The organism is Hydrogenobaculum sp., from assembly GCF_049967395.1.
Lineage (GTDB): Bacteria > Aquificota > Aquificia > Aquificales > Aquificaceae > Hydrogenobaculum.
This window is the reverse complement of the sequence record NZ_JBMFST010000009.1, coordinates 1-22,968: the sequence shown is the minus strand read 5'-3', so window position 1 is coordinate 22,968 and position 22,968 is coordinate 1. Positions and strand designations below refer to the sequence as shown.

The window sequence follows — 22,968 nt, the reverse complement described above, 5'->3', positions numbered from 1 at the left end:
GGAGAGTCTATGAGAGTTTTATTGGTAGGCTGGGCACCACCTTCAGAACCACAAAGCGGTGAAGATAAACACATTTATATTCTTGCTAAAAACCTAAAAAACCTAGGTCATCATGTAGAGGTGTTTACGATATTACCACCTTTTATGATAGGTAAGCAAAATGAATACGATCTTTTAAATACTCAATACGATGGCATCACCTACAACGTCTTCACCAGAAAAGACTGGTTTTTGTATCAGCACGGATACTCCCCTATGACAGAAGTATACGAAGAGCCTACTACGCAAATATGGTTTAAGTTTTTGGCCATGAAGCCAGATTGGGACTTTATACATTTTCAATCCATTATGCCTCTTTCTATAATAGAGAAGACTAAACAACTTGGATACAAAGTTCTAAGCACTATGCATTCTATGTATATCTTAGAACCCTCTTGGCACATGTTTTCCACTTACAAGTATGAGAAAAATCATTTTCAATGCATAGCCCAAGATGAGTTTACCCCAGAAAGATTTGTGGAAGAATACAATGTTATGATGGGTCTAAACCTTACAGAATCTCAGAAAAAAGTAGTGGCTGTAGAGATGAAAAGAAGGCTTGAATACGGAAAATACCTTATGGAAGATATCATAGACCTAAACATATCAAATGGAGTTTATGGAGCTTACGCTGTTTTAGACTTTGGTGTAAAACCAGACAACATAATAAATTTAGTTTTACCAGAACAAGGATTTGCCGCCAATAAAAGAGACGAAAAAAAGACAAAAGAAATCATAGAAAAAACCAAGCTAAAATACTCAAAACCAAGAGAAAAGACAATCTTTGCCTTCTTATCCAACTGGCAAGTAACAAAGGGCCATCACATTATATTAAAAGCTGTAGATTATTTGAGAGACCTAGAGGGTAAATTTGAGGTAAGACTGTACGGCAATCCAGAGATAAATCCAACCTATAAATACTTTATGTTGTCTTTGTTTAAGGATAAGTTTATAAAATCTCATGTGAAAGTGATGGGTATCTACACTCACGCTCAACTAGATTCCATATGCGACGAAATACACCTGCACATAAATCCGCACATCTGGGCTGCTGGTCCTACCACAGCTTTTGGCGAGACCTCTCAAAGAGGTGTTATGCAGATGTGGACAAAGTCAAGGCATTCGGATATATTCGAGAAGTTTAACGAAGAGCTTATGTTTGATAGGAAGCTTCTGGATGAAGATATAAGCTCAAAATTAAAAAAGATAAATAGGTATTATATTTCTGAAGCAAATTTAAACTATGAAAAAAATAGGTTTAAAGCTTTTAATATAAACAGCTACGAAGATGTGGATAGAAAGCTAGAGAACTATATATTAGAATGTGGAAATCCTGAAGATTTAGCAAAGAAAATGAGATTTTTCATAGAAAACCCCAATTACAACATATTTGATGATTGGTATTTTCTAACGGGTTATAGCATGGAAAATCCACCGCCTTTACCAGAAATCGCAGATACCGCCAAATATATAGAGCTTATATACAAGTAAAGCGGTGAAAAAAACCGATATACCTAAAGTGTTTAAGCTTTTAAAAAAGGATTACGAAGAAAACCATGCACCGGTTGTTACCCTTATAGCCAATACTACAAAAGACCCCTTTAGGGTGCTTGTATGCGCCCTTCTTTCCACAAGAACAAAGGATGAAACCACTTCAAAAGTTTGCGAGAAACTTTTCTCAAAAATCAAATCTATCCAAGATCTATATTTGATAGATGAAGAGGAGTTAAAAAATCTAATATACGGTGTTGGTTTTTACAATACAAAAGCAAAAAACCTAAAAGAGCTTGCCAAGACAATAATAGAAAAATATGATTCAAAAATACCAAAAGAAAAAGAAAAACTCATGGAGCTTCCCGGTGTAGGTCTAAAAGTGGCTAACTTAGTGTTGGCAGAAGGATTTGGTATACCAGCCATTTGTGTAGACATACATGTGCATCGTATTACCAACAGATGGTGTTTGGTCAAAACAAAAACGCCAGAACAAACAGAGCAAGAGTTAAAAAATATATTGCCTAAAAAATATTGGATTGATATAAACAGATATTTAGTATCCCTTGGTCAGCGCATATGCAAGCCTACAAAACCAAACTGCAACATGTGTCCTATTGAGCGTTATTGCGGAAAATGTATTGATAAAAAGATCCAAGAGCCACAATAGCTATATTTACCCCCAAAGCTGCCGCCCCTATAAATATAGGACCAAATGGAGATGGCATTAAAATATTTTGTATAAGCCCAAAGTGGTTTACAGATTCAAGCTCGTAAACGCCAAACCCAATACCAGCCAAAAGCCCCACCATAAGGCTTTCTTTGTTTAAGTTTTTTATAAAAAGCCCTAAAAATATAGAAGGAAGCGTTTGAAGCACAATAATACCGCCAACAAGCTGAAGGGCTATCGCAAAAGTAGGCGGCACTACAAATACAAAGAAAAGAGGTATTAGTTTAAACAAAAATGAAAACCATTTTGCAATCTTTGTCTCGTTAGAAGAATTTGCAATATTTAACTCTCTAAGTATATTTACCATCAGATTTGAGCTTGCTATAGCCATTATAGAAGCTGGCACAAGACCACCTATAAATATTCCAAGTAAAGCTATACCACTGAACCATTGTGGCATTGTAGAAACTATCAAAGCTGGCACCACGAAAGAGCCTCTAGCAGAAGCTGGTATGTGGTTTAACATATCCATAGCCGGCTTTACTTCGTATATAAGTACGCCAAAAAGCGCCAAAATAGCTAATCCAATCCCATAAACGGGTAAAAACGCTATGGATCTCTTCAAAACTTTCACATCACTAGAGCTAAGACAGCCCGTTATAGCGTGAGGGTATAAGAATAGCGCTAAGGCGCTCATAACAGATAAGCTTATATATGCACTTATAAGTTTTGGATTTAACGTGGCATAAGCTTTTTTTATTTCAAAAGCTTTATAAAAACCGTGATAATGTAAAGGTATATAAAGACTAAGCACTACAACAGTCCCAAGAATGAGAAAATCTTTAAGCACCGCTGTAAGAGTAGCCCCTCTAAGTCCTGATTTGTAAGTGAACCAAGACAATATTAAAAATGCTATACTAAGAGATAACTCGTTTATAAAGTTTTGATTTATGCCTTTAAACTGCATCAAAAGAGTAGCCAGTACCACCTTCATTCCAACTATTTGAAGTGCTATGTAAGGAAGTTCAGCCAATATGCCTACTATTGCTATGGTAATAGCTAAAGCCTTTGAGTTATACCTATCTTTTACAAAATCTACAGCCGTAATATGGCATTTTTCTTTTGAAATGGCAAAAAATTTAGGCATAACCGCCAAAGCTACCCCAAATCCCATAGCCACATAAGGCACTGCAAAGAAAAATATAGGCCCCTTGGCGAATAATCCAGAAGGTACTGCTATGAAAGTATATGCAGTGAAAAGATCAGCCCCTATTAAAAACCAAAGAAGTAAAGCTCCAAACCGCTGTCCTCCAAGAGCCCACTCGTGCAACAAATCAAGGTTTCCAGCCTTAAAATCTTTGCCCTTTAATCCCAGGTAAGAAAATACAATAAAAAGCAATAAAAATACTACAACACTAACCATCGTCTTTCCCTAAAAACACAGCCAAAGCGTAAAAAATAGACGTTATCACAAGCATAAGTATTTGAAACCAGTAAAAAAATGGCATTCCTAAAAATTCCGGGCTTTTATGGTTGTACAAAAATATAAGCATGTACACTATAGTTGGTATAAACAGCAATATATAGTACATAGATAATTATTATACCAATTTTATTTTTATGCTTTTAGAAAAAATCTGATAGAATATATGGTATGATAGCTATTGAAGATTTGACAAATAAAGATTTTAAAAGCTCAAAAATCTTAGAAAAAATTCTAGGCAGAGCCAAAGCGTTTGAACAGCAGTATTTAGATAAAGTAAGAGAGATAATAGAAAACGTTATAAAATACAAAGATGAAGCTTTGTATAAATATGCCCTTGAGTTTGACAACATAGATCTTAAAAAAGAAGGCATAGAAATACCTAAAAAAACTTTAGAACAGGCTTACGAAGAATTGGACGAAAATATCAGAAAAGCACTTGAGTTTGCTTATGAAAGGGTGTTTAAATTTCACGAAAACCAAAAAGAGAAATCTTTTATAACAGAAGAAGAAGGCATAATGTTAGGTCAAAGAGTTTTGCCAGTAGAAAGTGCAGGTCTTTATGTGCCTGGAGGTAAAGCCGCTTACCCATCCTCAGTAATCATGAACGCAGTACCTGCGAAAGTAGCCGGCGTACCAAACATTTACATGGTGTGCCCAAAACCTACAAAAGAAGTTTTAGCTGCCGCTTACATATGCGGTATAAATAGAGTATTTAGAATAGGCGGTGCCCAAAGTATAGCTGCTTTAGCTTACGGTACAGAAACAGTACCAGCAGTGGAAAAGATAGTTGGCCCTGGCAATATATACGTTGCCACCGCAAAAAGACTAGTTTATGGTATAGTTGGTATAGATATGATAGCTGGTCCTTCAGAAGTGCTTATCATAGCTGATGCCAGTGCAGATCCAAGCTTTATTGCCATGGATATGCTATCCCAGGCTGAGCACGATGAATTAGCTAGTGCTATTTTGATAACAAACTGTGAAGATTTAGCCTACAGCGTAGCTAAAGAAGTTGATGTTTTCTTATCACAGTTAGAAAGAAAAGATATAGCAGTAAAATCTATAGAAAACTACGGAGCTATATTTATAGTAAACAACTTAGAAAAAGCTTGTGAGCTATCCAACATCATAGCCCCAGAGCACCTTGAAATAAATACGGAAAACCCTTTTGAGCTTTTGGGATTTATAAAAAATGCCGGTGCTATATTCTTAGGAGAGTATACTGTAGAAGCCTTAGGAGATTATTGCCTCGGCCCTAACCACACGCTACCTACCGGAAGAAGCGCAAGATTTTCATCAGCTTTGGGTGTTTATGATTTTGTAAAGCGCTCTTCCATACTCTATGTATCCAAAAAAGGGTTTGACAAGGTAAAACACCATGCCTACACCCTAGCAAAAGCCGAAGGCCTTCACGCCCATGCATCCTCTATAGAATTAAGGGGTTTATGAAAAAAGTATTTTCTCTCATTTGTTTTGGGCTTTTAATATACTCTTGTGCCCCTATAACAAAGTGCAAACCCTACAAAAAAGAGAGTGTCTCTATACCTCAAAATTTTGAAGCCAACGCTTACGTTTCTTACGGTATTTTAAAGTATCCTGTTGCTTTAATAAAAGCAAAAGACAAATACACTTTACAAACATTCATAGGAAATCTTGATTTTACAAACAACCTATGTTTCTACGGTACATGCATAAATATCCCGATAGATATATCAAAGCTGTTGTATGGAGACGTTGTAGATAAAAAAGATAAAGTTGTTTGCAAAGACGGTTATACCGTGTATCAAGGTGTAAATGGCGTATACAAAAAGATGGTATATATAAAAGATGGTAAACTTTATAAAATGGATATTTTAAAACCCGATGGTAAAAAAGAAATAAGTATATATTTTAAGAACAAGTCAAAGGAAGGTTATTATAAAACCTTAGAGCTTAAAAACGATAAAATTGATTTAAATATAGATATAGAGGGTGTAAAAAGCGTATGAATATACTAGATGGAAAGAGTTTAGCCAAAAAGATAAAGCACAACATAAAAGAAGAAACAAAACACCTTGATAGAAAGCCAAAGCTCGTAGTAGTGTTGGTGGGAGATGATCCAGCTAGTTTGGTTTACGTAAAAAATAAAGTGCAGGCTTGTGCAGATGTGGGGTTTAGCTCTCAACTTGATATGTTCGAAAAAGATGTAGAAGAAGACGTGCTTTTAAATCATATAAAACGCTTAAATGAGCAAGAAGATGTAGATGGTATATTAGTTCAGCTTCCGCTGCCTCCACATATATCAATGCATAGAGTAATAGATGCCATAGACCCGTCAAAGGACGTAGACGGCTTCCACCCCAACAACATGGGTAAGCTTTTTTCTGGAGATTTAGAAAAAGCTTTTATACCTTGTACACCTCTTGGTATTAAGCTTTTGTTAGATGAATACAACATAGATGTAAAAGGCAAAAATGTATGTATAGTAGGTGCTGGATTTATAGTGGGAAAACCACTTTCTATGCTTATGCTCTCTCAAGATGCTACCGTTAGCATATGCCATAAACACACAAAAGACATTTTAGAATACACAAAAACTGCCGATATACTTATATCAGCTACTGGAGTGCCATTTTTGATAAAAGACTACATGGTAAAGGAGGGCGCAGTGGTGATAGATGTAGGTATTTCAAAAGTAAACGGCAAAATCGTTGGAGATGTAGACTTTGAAAGCGTATCGCAAAAAGCTTCTTTTATAACGCCTGTACCTGGTGGCGTAGGCCCTATGACAGTAGCCACATTGCTTCTAAATACCTTAAAAGCTTATAAACAACGCATATGAACGACAAATTCTTCATAGAAAAAACAAAAGAAATATTAAAAACTTACAATTTATCTCCAGACAAACATCCACCTAAACTTTCTAAGGAAGAAGCCATCAAAATAATAGATACATTGAGAGAACTTATAAACTATCACGACTATAGGTACTACGTGTTAAATCAACCTGTTATATCAGATGCTGAATACGATGCTATTTATAAATTTCTTAAAAGCATAGAAGACGCTTACCCAGACTTGATAACCCCAGATTCACCTACTCAAAGGGTATCTTCCGATATATCAAGCACGTTTCCTCAGGTAAAGCACTTAGCACCAATGCTTTCTTTAGACAACACTTACAACGAAGATGATTTAAGAGATTTTGATAGAAGAGTAAAAGAATTAAGCGGAAAAGAAAATATAGAATACTGTGTTGAGCCCAAATACGACGGGGCCGGTATATCGCTTCTTTATGAAAATGATATATTTGTAAGAGGGGCTACAAGAGGAGACGGGGAAGTGGGCGAAGATATTACTAAAAACTTAAAAACCATAAAAACAATCCCTCTAAAAGCAAATTTTTCAAAACAAGGCATCAAGCTTTTAGAAATTAGAGGAGAAGTCATAATAAACAAAGATGACTTTAAAAGGATAAACGAAGAGAGAATGGCAGAAAATTTACCGCCTTACGCAAATCCAAGGAATTTAGCGGCTGGTTCTATAAGACTTCAAGACCCACAAGAAGTAGCCAAAAGACCTCTAACAGCGCTTGTCTATCAAATAACGTATGTAGAACCCACAACCGCAATGCCAAAAACCCACTACGAAGCTATAAAAATGCTTCATGATCTTGGATTTAAAACACCTTTTCAGGACATGAAGTTGTGCAAAAATATCCAAGAGGTCATAGAATATTGTAGATATTTTGAAAGCAAAAGAGAAGCGCTACCTTACGAAATAGACGGAATGGTAGTAAAAGTAAACGACATATCGCTTTACGACGAACTGGGTTTTACATCGCATGCCCCAAGATGGGCAACTGCTTTCAAATTTAAAGCAAAACAAGCCACCACCGTAATAATAGATGTAATATTTAGCGTCGGAAGGGTGGGCAATATAACACCGGTGGCAAAGTTAGAGCCTGTATCCCTAGGTGGTGTTACCATATCAAGTGTTTCTTTATTCAATGAAGATTTTATAAAAGAAAAAGATATACATATAAAAGATACGGTTATCATAGAAAGAGCTGGCGAGGTTATACCATATGTAGTTAGCGTAGTAAAAGAAGCAAGGCCAAAAGATGCCAAGCCTATAGTCTTCCCACAATACTGCCCATCTTGTGGTTCTAAGCTTGTAAAAACTCCTGGTGAAGTAGCTTGGCGATGCGTAAACATATCCTGCCCAGCTCAAGTGGTGTTGAGGATTAGACATTTTGCATCAAAAGATGCAATGGATATAAAAGGTTTGGGCGAGGCGGTAGCTCAGCTTTTATACGACGCAAAGCTTGTTAGGAATATAGCAGATATTTACTACCTTAAATTTTCGGATTTAGTAAGACTCCCAAGATTTGCAAAAAAATCCGCTCAAAATCTCATAGATGCCATAGAAGCTTCAAAAAGAAGAGGCCTAGCAAGAGTGTTATATGGTCTTGGCATAAGATACGTGGGGCTTACCACTGCAAAAAAACTTGCTTCATATTACAAGGATATATGGAATATAGTAAAAGCCTCAGAAGAAGACTTGAGAAATATAGAGGACATAGGTGATATAGTTGCAAGAAGCATAAAAGAATTTTTTAGCTTAGAACAAAACATAAGTATAATCAAAAGATTAGAAGAAGCAAACGTACTGCTAAAAGAAGTGTCCGAAGCTATATCTAACAAACTTGCCGGTTTTCAATTTGTTTTTACAGGTACACTTTCTTGTTGTACGAGAGAAGTAGCCAAACAAATGGTAGAATCCCTCGGAGCTACTACGTCGGATAGCGTAACTCATCATACATCTTACCTTGTAGTAGGGCAAGATCCAGGCGCTACTAAACTTAGAAAGGCAAATATGCTAGGCATCAAAACCATAAACGAAGAGGAGTTTTTAAAGCTTTTAGAAGATAGCAAGTAAGGAGGAGAACATGGCAGATTTTGATGTTGATTTATTGCTTATAAGGTTAATAAAACAAAGCTCCAACATAACGTTGTTTGATTTGATAAAATAATAAAGCTTTATGACAACATTCAAATTTACGGGGAAAAGCAAGGATATAGATTTTCATATAAAAGCCCTAGAAGAAAAACTAGGGCTACTAAGAAAACAATTTAAAGATTTAACTTAAGGTTTTACGTACATATATCCTTCTTTTTCAAGTTTATTCATATCTATAAGTGCGCCTTTTACAGGTTTAGCAAAATCCCCCATCATATTTTTTGTAATATGGAATTTATGCATAGTATTTTCACACACATGAAACTGTATTCTTCCATTGCTTTGTTTAACAAACTTCTCAAAATCTTTTTCCTCTTTAGAGTTTTTAAGCATATATTTTATGGTAGGTCCCCATATCTCTACAACAACATGAGCTTCTTTGTTTTTCGAAGTATGCTCTAAAATATTATCCACCATTTTGATGCTTTTAGGATTATGAAAATCCAATATTACGTTAAGAGGTTCCTTCATCGTGGTAGACTTGTTTACCGTGGTAGGTTCAGCAAAACCTAAACTTGAAAACATCATTCCAAACACCAATGAAGTTAGTATATATAAACTATCTCTTTTCATAACACTTAATTTAATTATAAACTCTATTTTTTCCATGATATATATTACTCACTGTAAAGATCTTTTACTAATTCTTCTTTCACCTCTTGCGGTATCTCCTGTTTTATGTTTATATCTTTGTGATTTATTTCTATAAAAGCTTTTTCGTTTTTAAAAAGCTCTTTTTGATGGTTGTCAAAATCAAATTTTATGAAGTGGATAGTGGCAGCCTTGCCAAATTTATAATCCATATCGCTTTGTTCGTTGGCTTTTGCCTTTATCTTTTGATCTTTAAAAGATATAAAAATACCATCGTGTATACCTACTAACTCCTTTAGCATTTGCTTCCTCTTTTCATCTTCTGGTATTTCTATGAAAAATGTAGCGCTTAGCTGGTTTTGTTCTGGTATCAAATCGTTGTAAACCTCTATTTCAAAATTTATATCTTCGTCTTTTACCATGCGCTCAGCTCTTATCATTTCCTGGATTTGAAACCATACGCTAAACGTATTCTCAAAAAATATATGAAACATATCTTGCAAAAATATGCTACGCTTCTTTTTCATATTAAGAAGCTCTTTTACCTTCTCGGTTCTTACCTTTTCGTATTCATACAAGTTTAATATGTCTTCAAATGCCACTTTCTTCATAATCAATCTCCATAAGCCATAGATAACACTTCTATTGGGCTTTTAACAGCTCTTGAAGTATTTAACTCTATAAAGTTTCCTGCCAAAGGACAATCTGAAACCACCAAATCTGCCTTTTGGTTTGCTATATTCTCAAAAAGAGGTTTCCCTACGCTTACTGCCATGTCAAAGGTATCTTTTTTAACACCAAAAGTACCATCGTGTCCAGAACACATTTCAACTATTCTCACTTTCGTATTTGGTATCATCCTCATAAGTGCTGCAGATTTGTAACCTACTCCTAAAGATTTTAAATGGCAAGCTATATGATAATCTATCTTGCCCATAGAATTTTTGAAGTCTTTGTTTAAAAGATTTTCTTGATTTAAAGAGAACAAATAATCTCCTATTTCATAAACCTTTTCCGACAGCTCTTTAGATTCGGGTGTTCTTAAAAGCAAAGGATACTCATGTTTTAACTGCAATGCACACGTTGGTACTGGCACTATCACATCGTACCCATTTCTTACATAGTCTATCATCATATCTACGTTGTATTTGGCTTTTTTAATAGAACTATCCAAATCTCCAATGTCAAAAAACGGTATACCGCAACAATTTTGCTCTGGCACTTCTATATGTATATTGTTTTTGTAGAGGACATGCAACAAAGCTTTACCTTTCTCAAGAAAATTGTAGTTTAATAAACACGTATAAAATAAAACAGCTTTTCTCACTGGATTTTTAACTGGCACCAAGTTATCTTTTAAAAAACTTACGAAAGATTGTTGATTTATAGGTGGGAGCTTAGCCCTTTGGTCAATGCCTACTGTTTTTTCCATTATAAGCCTAACAGGTTTTACTTCCATTGTTTTATTTACAACTTTTCCAAACGGTACGGACAACTTACCCACCAAATCTGTATCAAGCATAAGTTTATCAGTTATTTTGGCACCTTGATTTTTAAATTTTATAGCTTTATACCTTAAAGATAGATGAGGAAAATCTAATTTCCATTCATGAGGTGGTGTGTATGGGCATTTAAAATAACACTGTTTGCAATGAAAACAAAGCTCCAGAGGTTTTGCAAGTTCTTCTTTCGTAAGAGCTTCTATATTGTCGTTTTTCTTATCCACTGCATCAAAAAGCGCTGGAAAAGAAGGACAAAAATTTACACACATTCTACAATCTTTACACTTTAAATAAACTCTCTTAGCTTCTTCATAAAGGGCTTCTTCATCGTAAAATTTTGGGTCATCTAAATCAAAGTTAAAGTCCTTTAACCCGCCTATCGATATTTCAGACATAAACACTCCTTATATATAATTTTCTTTTCAATTAATTATAAGGGGCCTTTTGGCCCCTCTTGTTTTGATGTTATTAACCGTTCTTTACGCTTTCTAGAACTTTTTGGAATCTACCAGCGTGAGATTTTTCTGCTTTTGCCAAGGTTTCAAACCAAGCTGCTATATCGTCAAAACCTTCTTCTCTAGCAGTTTTTGCAAATCCAGGATACATTTCAGAATATTCGTAAACTTCGCCTGCTACTGCAGATTCCAACATTTCCTCTAGAGTTGATATTGGCTTATCGGTAGCTGGATCTACGCCGTTGTATTTTCTTAGATAGTCAAGATGTCCAAATGCATGTCCAGTTTCGCCCTCTGCTGTTTCTCTAAAGTTGTTAGCTACATCTGGATAGCCTTGAACATCTGCTTCTCTAGCAAAATACAGATATCTTCTGTTTGCTTGGGATTCCCCAGCAAATGCGTGCTTGAGACACTCAAGTGTCTTTGTGCCCTTTAAGTCCTTGCTCATAGGCCTTACCTCCTTTAAAATAAATTTTAATTTAGAACTATTCTTAATGATAGTATATAAAATCCAAAAAACAATGATTATATGTCATAAATTTTGATTTTCTAATATAAATATATGAAAATTTTATATTGTAATGTTAATATATTTGTTATGAGAAAAAAAATTTCACTTATTTTTGGCGCAGTCGCAACAATAGTATTTTTATCTGGGTGTTCTCCTCAAACTGTAAACAACAACAACCCAGAAACCGTATTAAAAAACTTCGATAAAGATATAGAAAATGGTAATTTTAAAGATGCTGTAAAACTTCTAAACCCAGATACGGTATCTTCAAGAGGCAAAATATGGGCAGAAAGATGGATAAAACTAAACACTTACAACGTAAAAAGCATAACCATAAAAGATATACGTATCTTGGGAGGTACTGCACACGCAACTGTAGAGATAACATACAAAGACGGGAAAACTAAAAAAAATGCCATAGACCTAATTAAAAACAACGGCACTTGGTATATAAGTCCATCTTTTAGCTTTAAGGAGGGTGAACAATGAATTCTATCAGCATATGGGAAATTTTTAAAAGCTTGTTTGACTATACGCAAGCGTTTATAACGAAAAAACCAGGTCCTGTTGTGGTTTATATAACGCTAGTATTGCTTTTTAGCCTTTTAGATAACTACACACCTAAAGAATTTATTTTTATAAACATAGGATTTTCAATATTTTGGACGCTGATTTCCAACGCCTTTTTAATACATATAGGTCACATAGTAAAAGATAACAAAGATATTATTTCTTTTGAAAAAGCTATAAAGCAAAGGACTACTTTAGAATTTTTCACACAATATTGGGAAGAGTCTTTGGGCATGATGCTTGGTAACGTTGTAGTATTTTTCATAATTATTCTTGGAGAAGCTTTAGTGCTAAATTTTAGCGGTTTCTTAGCAGCTTACTATGCTACAAAAAATCACGATATATTTGCTATAAACTATACGGTTCCAGTAGCTTTAGGACTTATTTTTGTAATAACAACGCTTTCCATGATATCTTATGTTGCGCCATATGTGTATGCTAGTGTTTACACCTCTGATAGTTTTAAAGAAGCTTTTAGTAGAGTTTTCGACTTAATATCTTTTGGAGTTTGGAAAAAAACTCTCAATCTTCAATATTTTTTTGATATAAGCATGTGGTTTGTTTACTCCACCATGGTAATTGTTATGATAGTACCGCTTATGTTTTATGCTATTGTTGCCCCTTTTGGACTTATAGTATTAGCTATATACATCATACAATTTCCTATGTTTAGTGTTATGATAAGATATTGGAGGAGTGAATAGTCAATGGCAATTTCTTTAGGTTCATCGTCAAAAGCAGCAAACAAGAAGGGATTTACTCTTATTGAGCTTTTAGTAGTAATAGTAATAATAGGTATACTTTCTGCCATCATAATACCCCGTATCACCAATAGAATTGGAGAAGCAAAAATAAAAGCTACAAAAGTCCAGCTAAAAAATCTTCAAGGAGCTTTAGAGCAATACTATGTGGATACTGGCATGTATCCTACAACAGCACAAGGGCTTCAGGCTTTGGTAGAAAAGCCTACGATACCGCCAATCCCAGACAATTGGCATCAAGAGTTGGACAAAGTTCCTACCGACGGATGGGGACACAAGTTTTACTACATCTCACCAGCTCCCAATCATCCTTACGACCTTTTTGCTAAAACTCCAGATGGTAAAAAAATAGATGTATGGACGATGCATCTCAAAAAATAATCCAAGAAAAGGTTTTACGCTTTTAGAAACTCTAGCAGCTTTTATTGTATTTGTAGTGATGATAATGGGAGCTTATTCTCTTTTAATACAAGCTATAAAACTTCACGAAAGACAGCAAACCCTAACAAGAGATGCTTTTATTCTATTCAACAAGCTAAAAGGTACTCCCAAAAATACTTCCATAAAACACATTCATCATTTTAACTATCAAGTGATTTGGTATCACAACCTAAAGGTGGTAAAATTTTTACCGTAATGAAAATATCTTATAAAGAGAAAGTTTTTGGTTTTACGCTTTTAGAAATACTGGTGGTTATTGTTATTGTATCTTTGTTTTTCAGTACATTGATAGTATCTTATTTTTTTATAGTTAAAAAAAGCCTAGAAACCATGAAAGACTCTAAAAATCTTTATAACTACACAAACGTTATATATAATTTAGAAAATGCTGTCAAATGTTCAAAAAATATAAAAATAGACAACTCAAAAAACTTTTCTACGCTATACTTATATACATACTGCGGCATATACAAAGGTTTTTCCAAAGAGGTCTTTTTTGTAAAAGATAACACTTTGTATGTTTATGCTTATCCGTATGAGTTTGGAGACATATTTTTTTACGATGAGAAAAAAGCCATAAAGTTGATACCTATAACAAATTTTAGAGCAAAGTTCATTACCAACGGTTTAATCAAGTTTAATGTAAACAACAAACATTTTATAGTGCCTATTTTGATAAAATAAAAATTATGTTTAACACAAAAAATGCAATAACTATACTTTTGATAACTTTAGGCTTAACGCTTTTTTACCTTTGGTATAGCACCTGGCACAGGAATATATCTACAAACAGCTTAAACAAACAACTTATCCAAGAAAAAATAAACAACCCCTCAAATACTTACAAGCAAATCAACAATCAACCTACCAAAGAAACAAACGTCGAACCACCAAACAGCACCATAAACGCAACTAAAACCCCGAGCAAGACAGAAAAATCTCAGGAAAAAGAACAAAGCAACACAAACAAAGTTAATACCAAAGCCTCGGAAAAAATCATCTCAAAAAAACCTTTAAATTTAAAAGCTAAAAAAATCGTTGTTTACAGAAAAGAGATTTCAAAACCAACAATAAGAAAACCCGCCATAAAGAAACCTATAAAACCGTATGTAGCAAAATCTTCTTCGAAATCAAACTCTGGTATAAAGCTTCAGCTTCAAAAAAACTATAAAAACAATGTAAAAGGAATAAAATTGAAAAATGGCGCTTACCAAGTGGGAGCCTTTAAACATTTCTACGATGCTTTAAGCCTTAGTATTCAATTAAAATCAGAAGGAAAACGTGCAAAAATTATCCATCAAAACGGATTTTACAAAGTGATTGTTTATTAGCTACCTTTTAAAGCTATATTGTTTTGTGGTGCTTTGTGGTGCTGACCAAAGAAATAATCTACTATAGCTTCGTACATAGCTTTCGCAAACGCCCATTGGTAAGATGGATTTGTAAGTTCTTTTACATCGTGAGGATTGCTAATAAACCCCGTTTCCACTAAAACAGATGGTATACCGGGGGTCCTAAGCACTACAAAATTTCTTCTATGTATGTTGTGAATATCAACATGCTTATGCAAATCTTCGTCTAAGGTATAAGCTAAATCTTTAGCAAATTCAAAGCTTTGGTTTTTTGTCACATCTAAAGCCAGCCTAGCTAGCACTTTCCTGGCGCTTAAGCTTGGTTCGTATATAGCGTTACCAAACACAAGATGGGAAAAGGCTTCGTTGTTTACCAATTCGTTGTACTTCATGTTTATACCTGGAGTAGATAGAAAATATATGTTAGTGCCGTGTGGCCAAGTAATATGACCGGGTGCCATGTTGCAATGTATGCTTATAAACAAATCCGCTCTATTTTCTATGGCTATCCTAGCCCTTTCTTGAAGTGGCACAAACACATCTTTGTCCCTTGTCATTATCACTTTAAACCTTGGGTCATGCTTTAAGAAAAAATCCAACTTTTTACCTATAGATAATACAATATTTTTTTCTTCTACACCGCCTATTCCTATGGCACCAGAATCTTTACCACCGTGTCCTGGGTCTATTACCACCACCTTTACCCCGTGTGGATGTGGTATATATTTGTAAGTTTTTTGAGGTTTCTCATAGTTTTCAATAGCTTCCAAATACTTTTTATCTACTACGCTTAAAGGATCTTGACTATTATCGTAAACTGTATTTTCCGAACTTGGTTTTTTCTTTAATAGGTAAGCGTACTTTGGAGATATTATGTTTAAAATACTATCTTGAGAGGTCTTAGGTTTATATATATCTATTACTATTCTTTCTGGGTTCTGTAGCATAAAGCTTTTTACTGCGGTTGGCACATATGGCATGGTATATATAAACTTTCTATCACCTACTTCTATAATAATGTTTCTGCCCTCTTGACGCACTTTATACGTGTTTACATCTTTTACATCAAAAACATAGCGTGTTTTATCCTGATATACACCTTTTCTTACATCTACTATCTTAGACCAAGAAAAACCAACAAAGCTAACCAAAAATATTACGAAAATCGTCAAGTATTTTTTCACTTTCCTCATCGTCTTTCACCTCTTCTTTTCTTGTAGCCCAAGGCGGCATTGGGACGCTCACTACCGTTGGGGTTGGTATATCCGGTTGGTAAAGCACCATCGAACCTTTCTTTAACATGCTTACCCTTTGTTTCAAGCTTTTAGATAGAAAACCGTATTGCTCACCAGATAGTTCAGCCGTATCAAGCCTACCTACCACTTTTATAGCGCTATTTGCCACTATGCGCTTTTCTACTTCGCTGGCTGTTTGCTGAGCACCTATTAGTATCACACCGAGACTTCTACCTCTTTCCGCTATATCAAGCAAAGTATCTTTTATAGGGCTCCACCCTTCTTTTGGAGCGTATTTATTTAATTCGTCTAAAAGCACAAAAATTTTAGGATCAGATACACCGCTTTCTTCCCTTTGTTTGAAGATTTTATCCAAAATAACGCCCACCACAAACATCTTGCCTACACTGTGAAGGTCGCTTATATCGACAACGTTTAACGTATGCATATTTTCTACAAATTCTTTTGTGATATTCTTAATATGCGTTGATTTTTCATTCTTTATGAGGTTTCTAATATACTTTTTGCCAAAAGCAAATCTTCTTAAAAAAGCTTCTATGCTCTGGGAACTAGTATTTCTACCAAACCATGAGTAATATCTTTCCTTATCGTTATCTTTTTCATCATACACTTCTTGTAAAAGCTCATACAAATCGTCTAAATCTTTAATCTCTCTCCCAGCTTTATCATCTATCAGCGTATCGCTTGTTTTAGAAAGTTCGTAAAGCTTGCTTGCAATCCTATCTATTATAAAGTTTAAATTTGATATCTCTTGTTCGTTTTCTACAAACATATATTTTAAAAGTCTTTCTGACGCAAAATCTTTCATGCTGAAGCCGTATTTATCTACATCGTATCTTGCAGCGCCCATTGGATTTTGAGAGTCTGGTTTCTCTGGAGGACAATAAAAAGCCACATCTTTAAAGGGTTTTGGTTCTAAGCCCATCATTTCAAATTTTTCTCTATCTTCTTCTTTAAACCTTACATTTTCTTTGTCTAAAAACAACAAATCCTTTCCCTTTACGTTAAAAATGACAAATTTTGGCATGTCTTGAGATTTTTGAATTATAGAATTTATTAAAAACAAAGAGTAAGAAGTTTTTGTAGCCACTCCAGACATCCCGCTTATAGATATGTGAGCACCGTCTTTCCCGTTTATGAAATTGTAATTTATATATATTGGTAATCCATCTTGCGACAATCCCGCCGGAATTTTTGTCTCCATAGCATCAAAGAATAAACCTTTGTCTCTATCTTCATCAAAAGCTTTAAAAACCTCATCACCTGGTTTTGGTGGTATGTAGTATTGAGGTTCTATGCGATTTACGTTTATTTTTGCAAGATAGACGGGGTTTACTGGTAAAACACCCTCTTTTGCTTTTACCTCCTGGTAAAGTATGTCAACACCTTCCAAATATTTTGTAAGTTCAACCACAACACCGTAGAATTTTACTTCTATGTTTTCGTTGTTTCTTTTAACAACGGATTTGCACACCAACACATCATCAAGTTGTACAAAAGAGTTTTCAGCTAAAAGTACATCAAAAGACAAAGGAGAAGCCGTCTTTACCACTATTCCAACTGGCTTATTAAACAAATTATCCAAGCTTTTATCAGCTTCCATAAGATATATTATAATAGATTTTATGAAGTATAAAGAATATTTGGAAACAAAAGGATTACCAGATACGGAAGAATCAAAAAACAAATACTTTGAAGAGTATGGAAATCAGCTTCATAAGTTTATATACAGAGATTTTTTAGAAAGGGTAAAAGGGATTTTAAAAGAAAAATACGAAATTTTTCTACAAAAAAGAAGAGAACTTGGAGAACATGATTTAAAGGTATTAAACATACTCGGTTTTATTACATTTCAAGAGCAGGTCAAACTTTTCATAGAGATAGCAAAAGATTATGCGCTTGAACCAGAAGATGGCTATAATGTAAACTTTACCATAAAAAGCATAGAAACCGATAGAATAATAGCTGATGAAGGAATAATAACCTATATTCCAATGTATACTAAGGACAAGAAAAATTATCTTGTTTCTATATCTAAATTTGAGGCTATAAAAAGAGATTATGCAGCTATATCACAAGAAGCTCAAACGATAACGGATTTTAAAGATATAGTAAAAGTAGCTCTTGCTAAAAATGCGTCTGACCTTCATATAAAACCAAAAGACAACTTTTATTACGTATTTTTCAGAATTAACAAAGATTTTGTAATGATGCCAAATATGACTATGCCAAAATCCCAAGGTGTTCAGCTTGTTAGAAGCCTAAAAACCCAAGCTTCAAGATACACAAAAGGCTCCTTTAACCCATCCATATCTTCCCAAGTTCAAGACGCCAGAATGTCCTACGAAGACCTTTCTACCGATGTAAGACTTGTATTTGCCCCAATGCCAAACCTAGAAGATGAGATGGTTGTAGGAAGGTTGTTAAGGAAAAGGGGCATCCAAGGTAATCTCTCGAGGCTTGGATACCTTGAAAACGACATAGCAATTCTACAAGATGCCATAAGCAGAAAAGGTGGGCTTTTTGTCATAAGCGGTATCACAAACTCCGGTAAAAGCATGGCTATAGCTAGCATGTTATCTACAGTACAAGATAAGAACGTGCTCACGGTAGAAGATCCCGTCGAATATCAGATTATAAACAAAAATATAACACAGTTTCAAATATTTGAAGCTCAAGTGGAAGAGTTAAAATCAACGTTTGTAGATTTTACAAAAGCTTTTAAAAGAGCGGATCCCGACATAGTTTTTGTAGGCGAGTGGAGAAATGAGCAAGAACTTTCAAAGGCTATAGAAGAGTTGGCTTTTGCAGGTCAGCTCGTTTTTACCACACTTCATATAAATTCCGCCTTTGTATTTTACGATGCTGTTAGCTCAATATTTCACGTAGATTACGAAAGCTCAGTAAGAATGCTTATACTTAGCTTGAATCAGGTTTTGGTCAAAAGCGTTTGTCCCTATTGTGCCATAGAAATGCCTATAAAAGATGCATCGCGGACAATCTCTGATATAACCTTAAGAACACTCCCATATATCAACAAAGATGAATTTAGAGATTTTATAAATCAAGACTTTCCCATCAAAGTAAGGAATGAGAGCGGCTGCCCAAAATGTGGTTTTACTGGCTATGCTGGTCTTACACCAATATACGAATACATGTATCCAGACGTAAACACAAAAGAGTGGATAAGAAAAGACAGGCCTTCCTCTTACGAAATAGAAGACCATATAAGAAGAGAACATCTTGGTAAAAACAAATTGGATGTATACATAGAAAAACTAAAGGCTGGTATAGTAGATTTAAGCCCATCGGTTTTAAACGCTTTGAGATAACAAAAGATTATGAGCGTTATAGTAAAAGTATCAAAAGAACTTTATGTAGAAGATTTGAAGAAATCTTTTTTACCAAACAAACTCTACGTTTTACCAAAAGATGTTTACGAATCTTACATAAAATCTGGAATACCTATAGACTACGTAGATAGTCTAAAGACCGTATTTGATAAAACTAACGATTTTAACAACAAAAAAATCTTAATACTAACAATGCAAGCTCTCGGCGATGGGCTCATGTTGACACCGTTTTTAAGGTTTTTAAAAGAAAATTTTCAAAATATTCATATTGCCCTTGAAACAAAAGAGCACTTTAACCTTTTAAAAGATTGTCCTTACGTAGACGAATTTGTATACTCTCCTACCGAGCTTTCCTTTGTTAAAAGCTTTGATATCGTATTGGATCTTTATATGCTCGTTGGTTCACCTATGTTTGATTTAAATTTGGTAAGCTCTTATTACTTCAAACTCTTCGGCTTTAAGACACCAGAACACAAAGAAAAGCTTATACCCTATGTTTACGTAGATGAAGATATAGATAAAGAAATTAAAAAACTTTTCGATGATTATAGAAACATATATAAAAAACCTGTCCTTGGTTTTCACTTTTCCGCTTCATCACCTCATCGCATGCCACCAGTAGATATATTTTGCGATGCCATAGCCCCGCTGCAAAATGATTTTACGATAGTCTATTCATACCCTTCTCAACACAAAGATTACGCAAAACAAATACAAAATTATTTACCAAAAGCCGTAGATATATCATCTTATATAAAAAGCGTGCAACATTTACCTTCTTACGTAAAAAATCTTGATTTTCTTATATCAGTAGAGACAGTATTGCCTCATATAGCTGCCGCTGTTAAAACACCTACTCTTGTAGTGCTTGGACCAGGCAGTTTTAAAAATATATACGATTATGGAATAGACTTCATAAAAGCCTTAGAGATGAACTATAAGGGACAAATATGCTCAAGTCCTTGTCATCTTCACGTATCTACAAGGTGTCCAGAAGCTGTTGTAAAACAAACCAACCTCTCTCCTTGTTTTTCAAACTTAAACTCTTTTTCTCTTACAAATAAGTTTTTAGAGCTTTTAAAAGCTATAAACAAAAAAGATTTACTAAAACAAACAGATAGTGGTAGACTTGTAAACCGTGGCAGACTTGTAGACCGTGGCAAACTTGTGAATCGTGGCAGACTTGTAGAACAGATAACAATAGAAGAAAACATCAACAAAATTATTTTTAGACTAATATCTACGTTGCCTGTTAGCTTTTTCTATGAAACTGGACTCTCTTTTATCTCTGGCATTCCCTATCTAAAAAACATAATGAGCTTTGTGATAAATTCTTTATTTGTAAAATCCTTAAATTGGAAAAATTTTACACCAGTTTTGATAGCAAGAGGATTCGAAAGCGTTGTAGCTTCGTTGTTTTTAAAAGAACTTTGGAAAGATAACGACTACCGTATATATGTGGAAAATGAACACTACAAAAAGATATTATATTATCTTGATATAGACTCACATATCCTTGATTATGAAACTCTTTACATACCAAATCAAGCTCTTGTGATAGACTTATCGCTATCTTCCGAAGAACCTTATGATTATAAAAAACACGTTGACAAAGTATCAAAAAGGTTAAAAGAAGATTCTATATTCTTTTCATTTGTATTTAACAAGGATAGACTTAAAAACACTATACAAAAAGGACAGGACACTTATCAACCACCCTTTGACAATTATATAAACGATGTATCTTACCAAGAGCTTTCGGATTTTCAAAATTATCATATAAACTATATTTCTATAAATCCGGCAGATTTTATAAACATTTTTGGAGATTACTCTATATTCAAAGAAATATCTCCACACAATCAAGCTTTCAGGCTTTTAATAAAAAATAACAGTCTTTACAAAAGTTATTGCCAAATATTCGCTCTATCAAACATAGAACATGAAGATAACTACGAGGACATTACAAGGTTTTACTCTTTTATTGAAAAAACATATATGAAAGCCGAGCATTCGGCCTATACAAATATATCCGATGACAATGTGAAAACATTATGTTTTTTAACTAAAAGCTTATCAAAATACTTAGAAAATCATATAAAAACTTACTTTGAAAATGCGCTTACCATAAAAATGCCTATTTTCGATAAAAATATAGTAGAAAAGTACATAGAAAAATATACAGATATTGAAAACATATGGTTTTTAGGCGATGCTTTTATAGATTATTTCAAACAAGATTTAAATTTTCTTAAGAATATGCTTTTTGGACCATCTTTAAACATATTGATAGACAAAAACCCGTTTTTAGATGACGATTATTTAATTACACTCGTAAGCTTTCTAAGAGATTTCCCCAACGTCAATTTTTACACTACTCATAAAGGTGTTTACGATATATTTGGCAAAAAGCATCAAAACCTAAAGTATTTTGAGATAAGCCCCAACGATATTGAGTCTTTGGTCCCAGAAAATAAAAAAACAATAGATATCCTTATAGTAAGCTCTTCAAGTTTTATCAAAAACATCAAATACAGCAATGAACTTGATACAGAAGAGTTTTACAGCTCTTATATAAACGGTTTTTCTAAAAACCTTCAAAGGATTATCCTTGATTTTATCAAAGAAAAAACAGGGAAAAAAGATCTTTACTATGAGGATAAAGTATTTTTGGATTTTTACAAAGATATTACAAACAACAGCGCCAGCTTAAACTACTTCATAGCTCAGGAGATAAAAAATATAGCCTCTAAATATACAAAAAATATACTTCACATAGGCAACCTAAACTTCTTAGAACCAAAATCGCTAAAAGAACTAGCGCTTGAGCATTTAAAAAGCAGTAGATATCTTCCAGATATTTTAATTACACAAGAAGATTTTCTTGATTTCATAGCCAAAAACTCTAAATTTATCGTTTATCTTGATGGTCTTGAAAACTTTCAAAAACTTCCTTACTTTTGCTTAAAAGCTTCAAAATCTGACATTGCGTGTATTACAAAATACCAAAAATTCTTAGAAGACATAAAAGCGCCAAATATCATACTCCCAAAAAACATAGAAGAGTTATTAAGAATAGTAGATAATTTTATGCGTGGTAGACTTGTAAACCGTGGCATACTTGTTTAGCGTGGTAGACTTGTTTAGCGTGGTAGACTTGTAATCATTGAAATCTAAATTTTTTTATATTATGATTTAATAGTTCATTATAAAAGAGGTGTGTTATGAAAAAAATCAATATTGGAGAGCTAATAGCTGGTTTTAGCGTAAGCTTAATTACATTTACAGGTATAACCGCTATTTATCATTTTTCTAATGGAGCAGTTTTTTCAAATACAAGCACGACTGCAACATCCGTGATATCAAGTCCTCCTCCTGCTAGTACTACACCAATAACTATATGGGGTGGTCCTTTGGGTGGAGTTGGTGGGGGTGGCAATGGAAATGAAGGTGGTGGAAGTGGTGGAGTTAGCGTTAGCTGTATTCATA

Annotated in this window: 22 protein-coding genes and 1 pseudogene; 15 read left to right on the top strand and 8 right to left on the bottom strand. The window is 34.2% G+C overall.

Annotated features, from left to right (window positions below; genetic code table 11):
* Window positions 1–9 precede the first annotated feature (9 nt).
* Both ACP5S8_RS02435 and ACP5S8_RS02430 read left to right on the top strand, forming a co-directional pair.
* Window positions 10–1,530 (top strand): glycosyltransferase family protein, encoded by a 1,521-nt coding sequence (locus ACP5S8_RS02435; RefSeq protein WP_461875556.1) that lies wholly within the window; start codon window positions 10–12, stop codon window positions 1,528–1,530.
* Window positions 1,531–1,534: 4 nt separating this feature from the next.
* On the top strand, window positions 1,535–2,200 hold the full coding sequence (locus ACP5S8_RS02430) for an endonuclease III domain-containing protein (RefSeq protein ID WP_461875555.1): 666 nt from the start codon (window positions 1,535–1,537) through the stop codon (window positions 2,198–2,200).
* Here ACP5S8_RS02430 and ACP5S8_RS02425 read toward each other — a convergent pair.
* Together ACP5S8_RS02425 and ACP5S8_RS02420 are read right to left on the bottom strand one after the other, a co-directional pair.
* The gene (locus tag ACP5S8_RS02425; protein WP_461875554.1) at window positions 2,145–3,623 is read right to left on the bottom strand and encodes a sodium:solute symporter family protein; all 1,479 of its coding nucleotides are present in this window, start codon (window positions 3,621–3,623) and stop codon (window positions 2,145–2,147) included. The genes ACP5S8_RS02430 and ACP5S8_RS02425 overlap by 56 nt on opposite strands.
* Window positions 3,616–3,792: a DUF3311 domain-containing protein gene (locus ACP5S8_RS02420; protein ID WP_461875553.1), complete on the bottom strand. Its 177-nt coding sequence runs from the start codon at window positions 3,790–3,792 to the stop codon at window positions 3,616–3,618. The genes ACP5S8_RS02425 and ACP5S8_RS02420 overlap by 8 nt, the downstream gene beginning before the upstream one ends.
* 62 nt (window positions 3,793–3,854) lie before the next feature.
* Between ACP5S8_RS02420 and hisD the strand changes: the two genes are divergently transcribed.
* Genes hisD through ligA form a run of 4 tightly spaced genes read left to right on the top strand, consistent with a single transcriptional unit; the run spans window position 3,855 to window position 8,606 of the window.
* Entirely contained in the window at window positions 3,855–5,135 is a 1,281-nt protein-coding gene (gene hisD / locus ACP5S8_RS02415; RefSeq protein WP_461870199.1) for a histidinol dehydrogenase, read from the top strand.
* The gene (locus ACP5S8_RS02410; RefSeq protein WP_461870200.1) at window positions 5,132–5,674 is read left to right on the top strand and encodes a hypothetical protein; all 543 of its coding nucleotides are present in this window, start codon (window positions 5,132–5,134) and stop codon (window positions 5,672–5,674) included. Before hisD ends, ACP5S8_RS02410 begins: the two co-directional genes overlap by 4 nt.
* Window positions 5,671–6,507 (top strand): bifunctional 5,10-methylenetetrahydrofolate dehydrogenase/5,10-methenyltetrahydrofolate cyclohydrolase, encoded by an 837-nt coding sequence (locus tag ACP5S8_RS02405; protein WP_461870201.1) that lies wholly within the window; start codon window positions 5,671–5,673, stop codon window positions 6,505–6,507. The genes ACP5S8_RS02410 and ACP5S8_RS02405 overlap by 4 nt, the downstream gene beginning before the upstream one ends.
* Window positions 6,504–8,606 (top strand): NAD-dependent DNA ligase LigA, encoded by a 2,103-nt coding sequence (gene ligA, locus ACP5S8_RS02400; protein WP_461875552.1) that lies wholly within the window; start codon window positions 6,504–6,506, stop codon window positions 8,604–8,606. Before ACP5S8_RS02405 ends, ligA begins: the two co-directional genes overlap by 4 nt.
* A 207-nt stretch (window positions 8,607–8,813) precedes the next feature.
* Here ligA and ACP5S8_RS02395 read toward each other — a convergent pair whose 3' ends face one another.
* The 4 genes from ACP5S8_RS02395 to ACP5S8_RS02380 form a co-directional block, all read right to left on the bottom strand.
* Window positions 8,814–9,260, bottom strand: coding sequence for a DsrE family protein (locus ACP5S8_RS02395; RefSeq protein WP_461875551.1), 447 nt, complete (start codon window positions 9,258–9,260; stop codon window positions 8,814–8,816).
* Window positions 9,261–9,304: 44 nt separating this feature from the next.
* Window positions 9,305–9,889 carry a DUF3501 family protein gene (locus tag ACP5S8_RS02390; RefSeq protein WP_461875550.1) on the bottom strand — a complete coding sequence of 195 codons (585 nt, stop codon included), beginning with the start codon at window positions 9,887–9,889 and terminating at the stop codon, window positions 9,305–9,307.
* Window positions 9,890–9,891: 2 nt separating this feature from the next.
* A complete protein-coding gene (locus tag ACP5S8_RS02385; RefSeq protein WP_461875549.1) occupies window positions 9,892–11,175 on the bottom strand; it encodes a heterodisulfide reductase-related iron-sulfur binding cluster in 1,284 nt (427 codons plus the stop codon).
* A gap of 73 nt (window positions 11,176–11,248) precedes the next feature.
* Window positions 11,249–11,683: a rubrerythrin family protein gene (locus ACP5S8_RS02380; RefSeq protein WP_015419492.1), complete on the bottom strand. Its 435-nt coding sequence runs from the start codon at window positions 11,681–11,683 to the stop codon at window positions 11,249–11,251.
* A gap of 150 nt (window positions 11,684–11,833) precedes the next feature.
* On the opposite strand from ACP5S8_RS02380, the gene ACP5S8_RS02375 reads away from it, so the two are divergent.
* Genes ACP5S8_RS02375 through ACP5S8_RS02350 form a run of 6 tightly spaced genes read left to right on the top strand, consistent with a single transcriptional unit; the run spans window position 11,834 to window position 14,849 of the window.
* Window positions 11,834–12,235 carry a DUF4878 domain-containing protein gene (locus ACP5S8_RS02375; RefSeq protein WP_461871866.1) on the top strand — a complete coding sequence of 134 codons (402 nt, stop codon included), beginning with the start codon at window positions 11,834–11,836 and terminating at the stop codon, window positions 12,233–12,235.
* On the top strand, window positions 12,232–13,020 hold the full coding sequence (locus ACP5S8_RS02370) for a hypothetical protein (RefSeq protein WP_461870928.1): 789 nt from the start codon (window positions 12,232–12,234) through the stop codon (window positions 13,018–13,020). The genes ACP5S8_RS02375 and ACP5S8_RS02370 overlap by 4 nt, the downstream gene beginning before the upstream one ends.
* A gap of 3 nt (window positions 13,021–13,023) precedes the next feature.
* On the top strand, window positions 13,024–13,458 hold the full coding sequence (gene gspG / locus ACP5S8_RS02365; protein WP_461870927.1) for a type II secretion system major pseudopilin GspG: 435 nt from the start codon (window positions 13,024–13,026) through the stop codon (window positions 13,456–13,458).
* The gene (locus tag ACP5S8_RS02360; RefSeq protein ID WP_461875548.1) at window positions 13,430–13,714 is read left to right on the top strand and encodes a PulJ/GspJ family protein; all 285 of its coding nucleotides are present in this window, start codon (window positions 13,430–13,432) and stop codon (window positions 13,712–13,714) included. The genes gspG and ACP5S8_RS02360 overlap by 29 nt, the downstream gene beginning before the upstream one ends.
* Entirely contained in the window at window positions 13,714–14,202 is a 489-nt protein-coding gene (locus ACP5S8_RS02355; protein ID WP_461870925.1) for a type II secretion system protein, read from the top strand. The genes ACP5S8_RS02360 and ACP5S8_RS02355 overlap by 1 nt, the downstream gene beginning before the upstream one ends.
* Before the next feature lie 5 nt (window positions 14,203–14,207).
* Window positions 14,208–14,849 carry a hypothetical protein gene (locus ACP5S8_RS02350; protein ID WP_461870924.1) on the top strand — a complete coding sequence of 214 codons (642 nt, stop codon included), beginning with the start codon at window positions 14,208–14,210 and terminating at the stop codon, window positions 14,847–14,849.
* Here ACP5S8_RS02350 and ACP5S8_RS02345 read toward each other — a convergent pair.
* Together ACP5S8_RS02345 and ACP5S8_RS02340 are read right to left on the bottom strand one after the other, a co-directional pair.
* Window positions 14,846–16,063, bottom strand: coding sequence for an N-acetylmuramoyl-L-alanine amidase family protein (locus ACP5S8_RS02345; protein ID WP_461875546.1), 1,218 nt, complete (start codon window positions 16,061–16,063; stop codon window positions 14,846–14,848). The genes ACP5S8_RS02350 and ACP5S8_RS02345 overlap by 4 nt on opposite strands.
* Window positions 16,014–17,729 carry an ATP-binding protein gene (locus ACP5S8_RS02340; protein WP_461870932.1) on the bottom strand — a complete coding sequence of 572 codons (1,716 nt, stop codon included), beginning with the start codon at window positions 17,727–17,729 and terminating at the stop codon, window positions 16,014–16,016. Before ACP5S8_RS02340 ends, ACP5S8_RS02345 begins: the two co-directional genes overlap by 50 nt.
* 22 nt (window positions 17,730–17,751) lie before the next feature.
* On the opposite strand from ACP5S8_RS02340, the gene ACP5S8_RS02335 reads away from it, so the two are divergent.
* The 3 genes and pseudogenes from ACP5S8_RS02335 to ACP5S8_RS02325 all read left to right on the top strand — a co-directional run.
* Complete coding sequence (locus ACP5S8_RS02335) at window positions 17,752–19,458, top strand: GspE/PulE family protein (protein WP_461875544.1); 1,707 nt, start codon at window positions 17,752–17,754, stop codon at window positions 19,456–19,458.
* 9 nt (window positions 19,459–19,467) lie between these two features.
* Window positions 19,468–22,608 (top strand): glycosyltransferase family 9 protein, encoded by a 3,141-nt coding sequence (locus ACP5S8_RS02330; protein WP_461875543.1) that lies wholly within the window; start codon window positions 19,468–19,470, stop codon window positions 22,606–22,608.
* 95 nt (window positions 22,609–22,703) lie between these two features.
* Window positions 22,704–22,968: pseudogene (locus ACP5S8_RS02325) on the top strand (hypothetical protein); the annotation flags it as partial.

Excerpts from the sequence above, each read along its gene's own strand:
- ACP5S8_RS02395 (WP_461875551.1), bottom strand. The coding sequence starts at position 9,260 with ATGAAAAGAGATAGTTTATATATACTAACTTCATTGGTGTTTGGAATG.
- ACP5S8_RS02375 (WP_461871866.1), top strand. The coding sequence starts at position 11,834 with ATGAGAAAAAAAATTTCACTTATTTTTGGCGCAGTCGCAACAATAGTA.
- ACP5S8_RS02355 (WP_461870925.1), top strand. The coding sequence starts at position 13,714 with ATGAAAATATCTTATAAAGAGAAAGTTTTTGGTTTTACGCTTTTAGAA.
- ACP5S8_RS02380 (WP_015419492.1), bottom strand. The coding sequence starts at position 11,683 with ATGAGCAAGGACTTAAAGGGCACAAAGACACTTGAGTGTCTCAAGCAC.
- ACP5S8_RS02360 (WP_461875548.1), top strand. The coding sequence starts at position 13,430 with ATGTATGGACGATGCATCTCAAAAAATAATCCAAGAAAAGGTTTTACG.
- ACP5S8_RS02390 (WP_461875550.1), bottom strand. The coding sequence starts at position 9,889 with ATGAAGAAAGTGGCATTTGAAGACATATTAAACTTGTATGAATACGAA.
- ACP5S8_RS02385 (WP_461875549.1), bottom strand. The coding sequence starts at position 11,175 with ATGTCTGAAATATCGATAGGCGGGTTAAAGGACTTTAACTTTGATTTA.
- ACP5S8_RS02350 (WP_461870924.1), top strand. The coding sequence starts at position 14,208 with ATGTTTAACACAAAAAATGCAATAACTATACTTTTGATAACTTTAGGC.
- ACP5S8_RS02330 (WP_461875543.1), top strand. The coding sequence starts at position 19,468 with ATGAGCGTTATAGTAAAAGTATCAAAAGAACTTTATGTAGAAGATTTG.
- hisD (WP_461870199.1), top strand. The coding sequence starts at position 3,855 with ATGATAGCTATTGAAGATTTGACAAATAAAGATTTTAAAAGCTCAAAA.
- ACP5S8_RS02340 (WP_461870932.1), bottom strand. The coding sequence starts at position 17,729 with ATGGAAGCTGATAAAAGCTTGGATAATTTGTTTAATAAGCCAGTTGGA.
- ACP5S8_RS02370 (WP_461870928.1), top strand. The coding sequence starts at position 12,232 with ATGAATTCTATCAGCATATGGGAAATTTTTAAAAGCTTGTTTGACTAT.
- ACP5S8_RS02435 (WP_461875556.1), top strand. The coding sequence starts at position 10 with ATGAGAGTTTTATTGGTAGGCTGGGCACCACCTTCAGAACCACAAAGC.
- ligA (WP_461875552.1), top strand. The coding sequence starts at position 6,504 with ATGAACGACAAATTCTTCATAGAAAAAACAAAAGAAATATTAAAAACT.
- ACP5S8_RS02420 (WP_461875553.1), bottom strand. The coding sequence starts at position 3,792 with ATGTACTATATATTGCTGTTTATACCAACTATAGTGTACATGCTTATA.
- ACP5S8_RS02405 (WP_461870201.1), top strand. The coding sequence starts at position 5,671 with ATGAATATACTAGATGGAAAGAGTTTAGCCAAAAAGATAAAGCACAAC.
- ACP5S8_RS02410 (WP_461870200.1), top strand. The coding sequence starts at position 5,132 with ATGAAAAAAGTATTTTCTCTCATTTGTTTTGGGCTTTTAATATACTCT.
- ACP5S8_RS02425 (WP_461875554.1), bottom strand. The coding sequence starts at position 3,623 with ATGGTTAGTGTTGTAGTATTTTTATTGCTTTTTATTGTATTTTCTTAC.
- ACP5S8_RS02335 (WP_461875544.1), top strand. The coding sequence starts at position 17,752 with ATGAAGTATAAAGAATATTTGGAAACAAAAGGATTACCAGATACGGAA.
- gspG (WP_461870927.1), top strand. The coding sequence starts at position 13,024 with ATGGCAATTTCTTTAGGTTCATCGTCAAAAGCAGCAAACAAGAAGGGA.
- ACP5S8_RS02345 (WP_461875546.1), bottom strand. The coding sequence starts at position 16,063 with ATGAGGAAAGTGAAAAAATACTTGACGATTTTCGTAATATTTTTGGTT.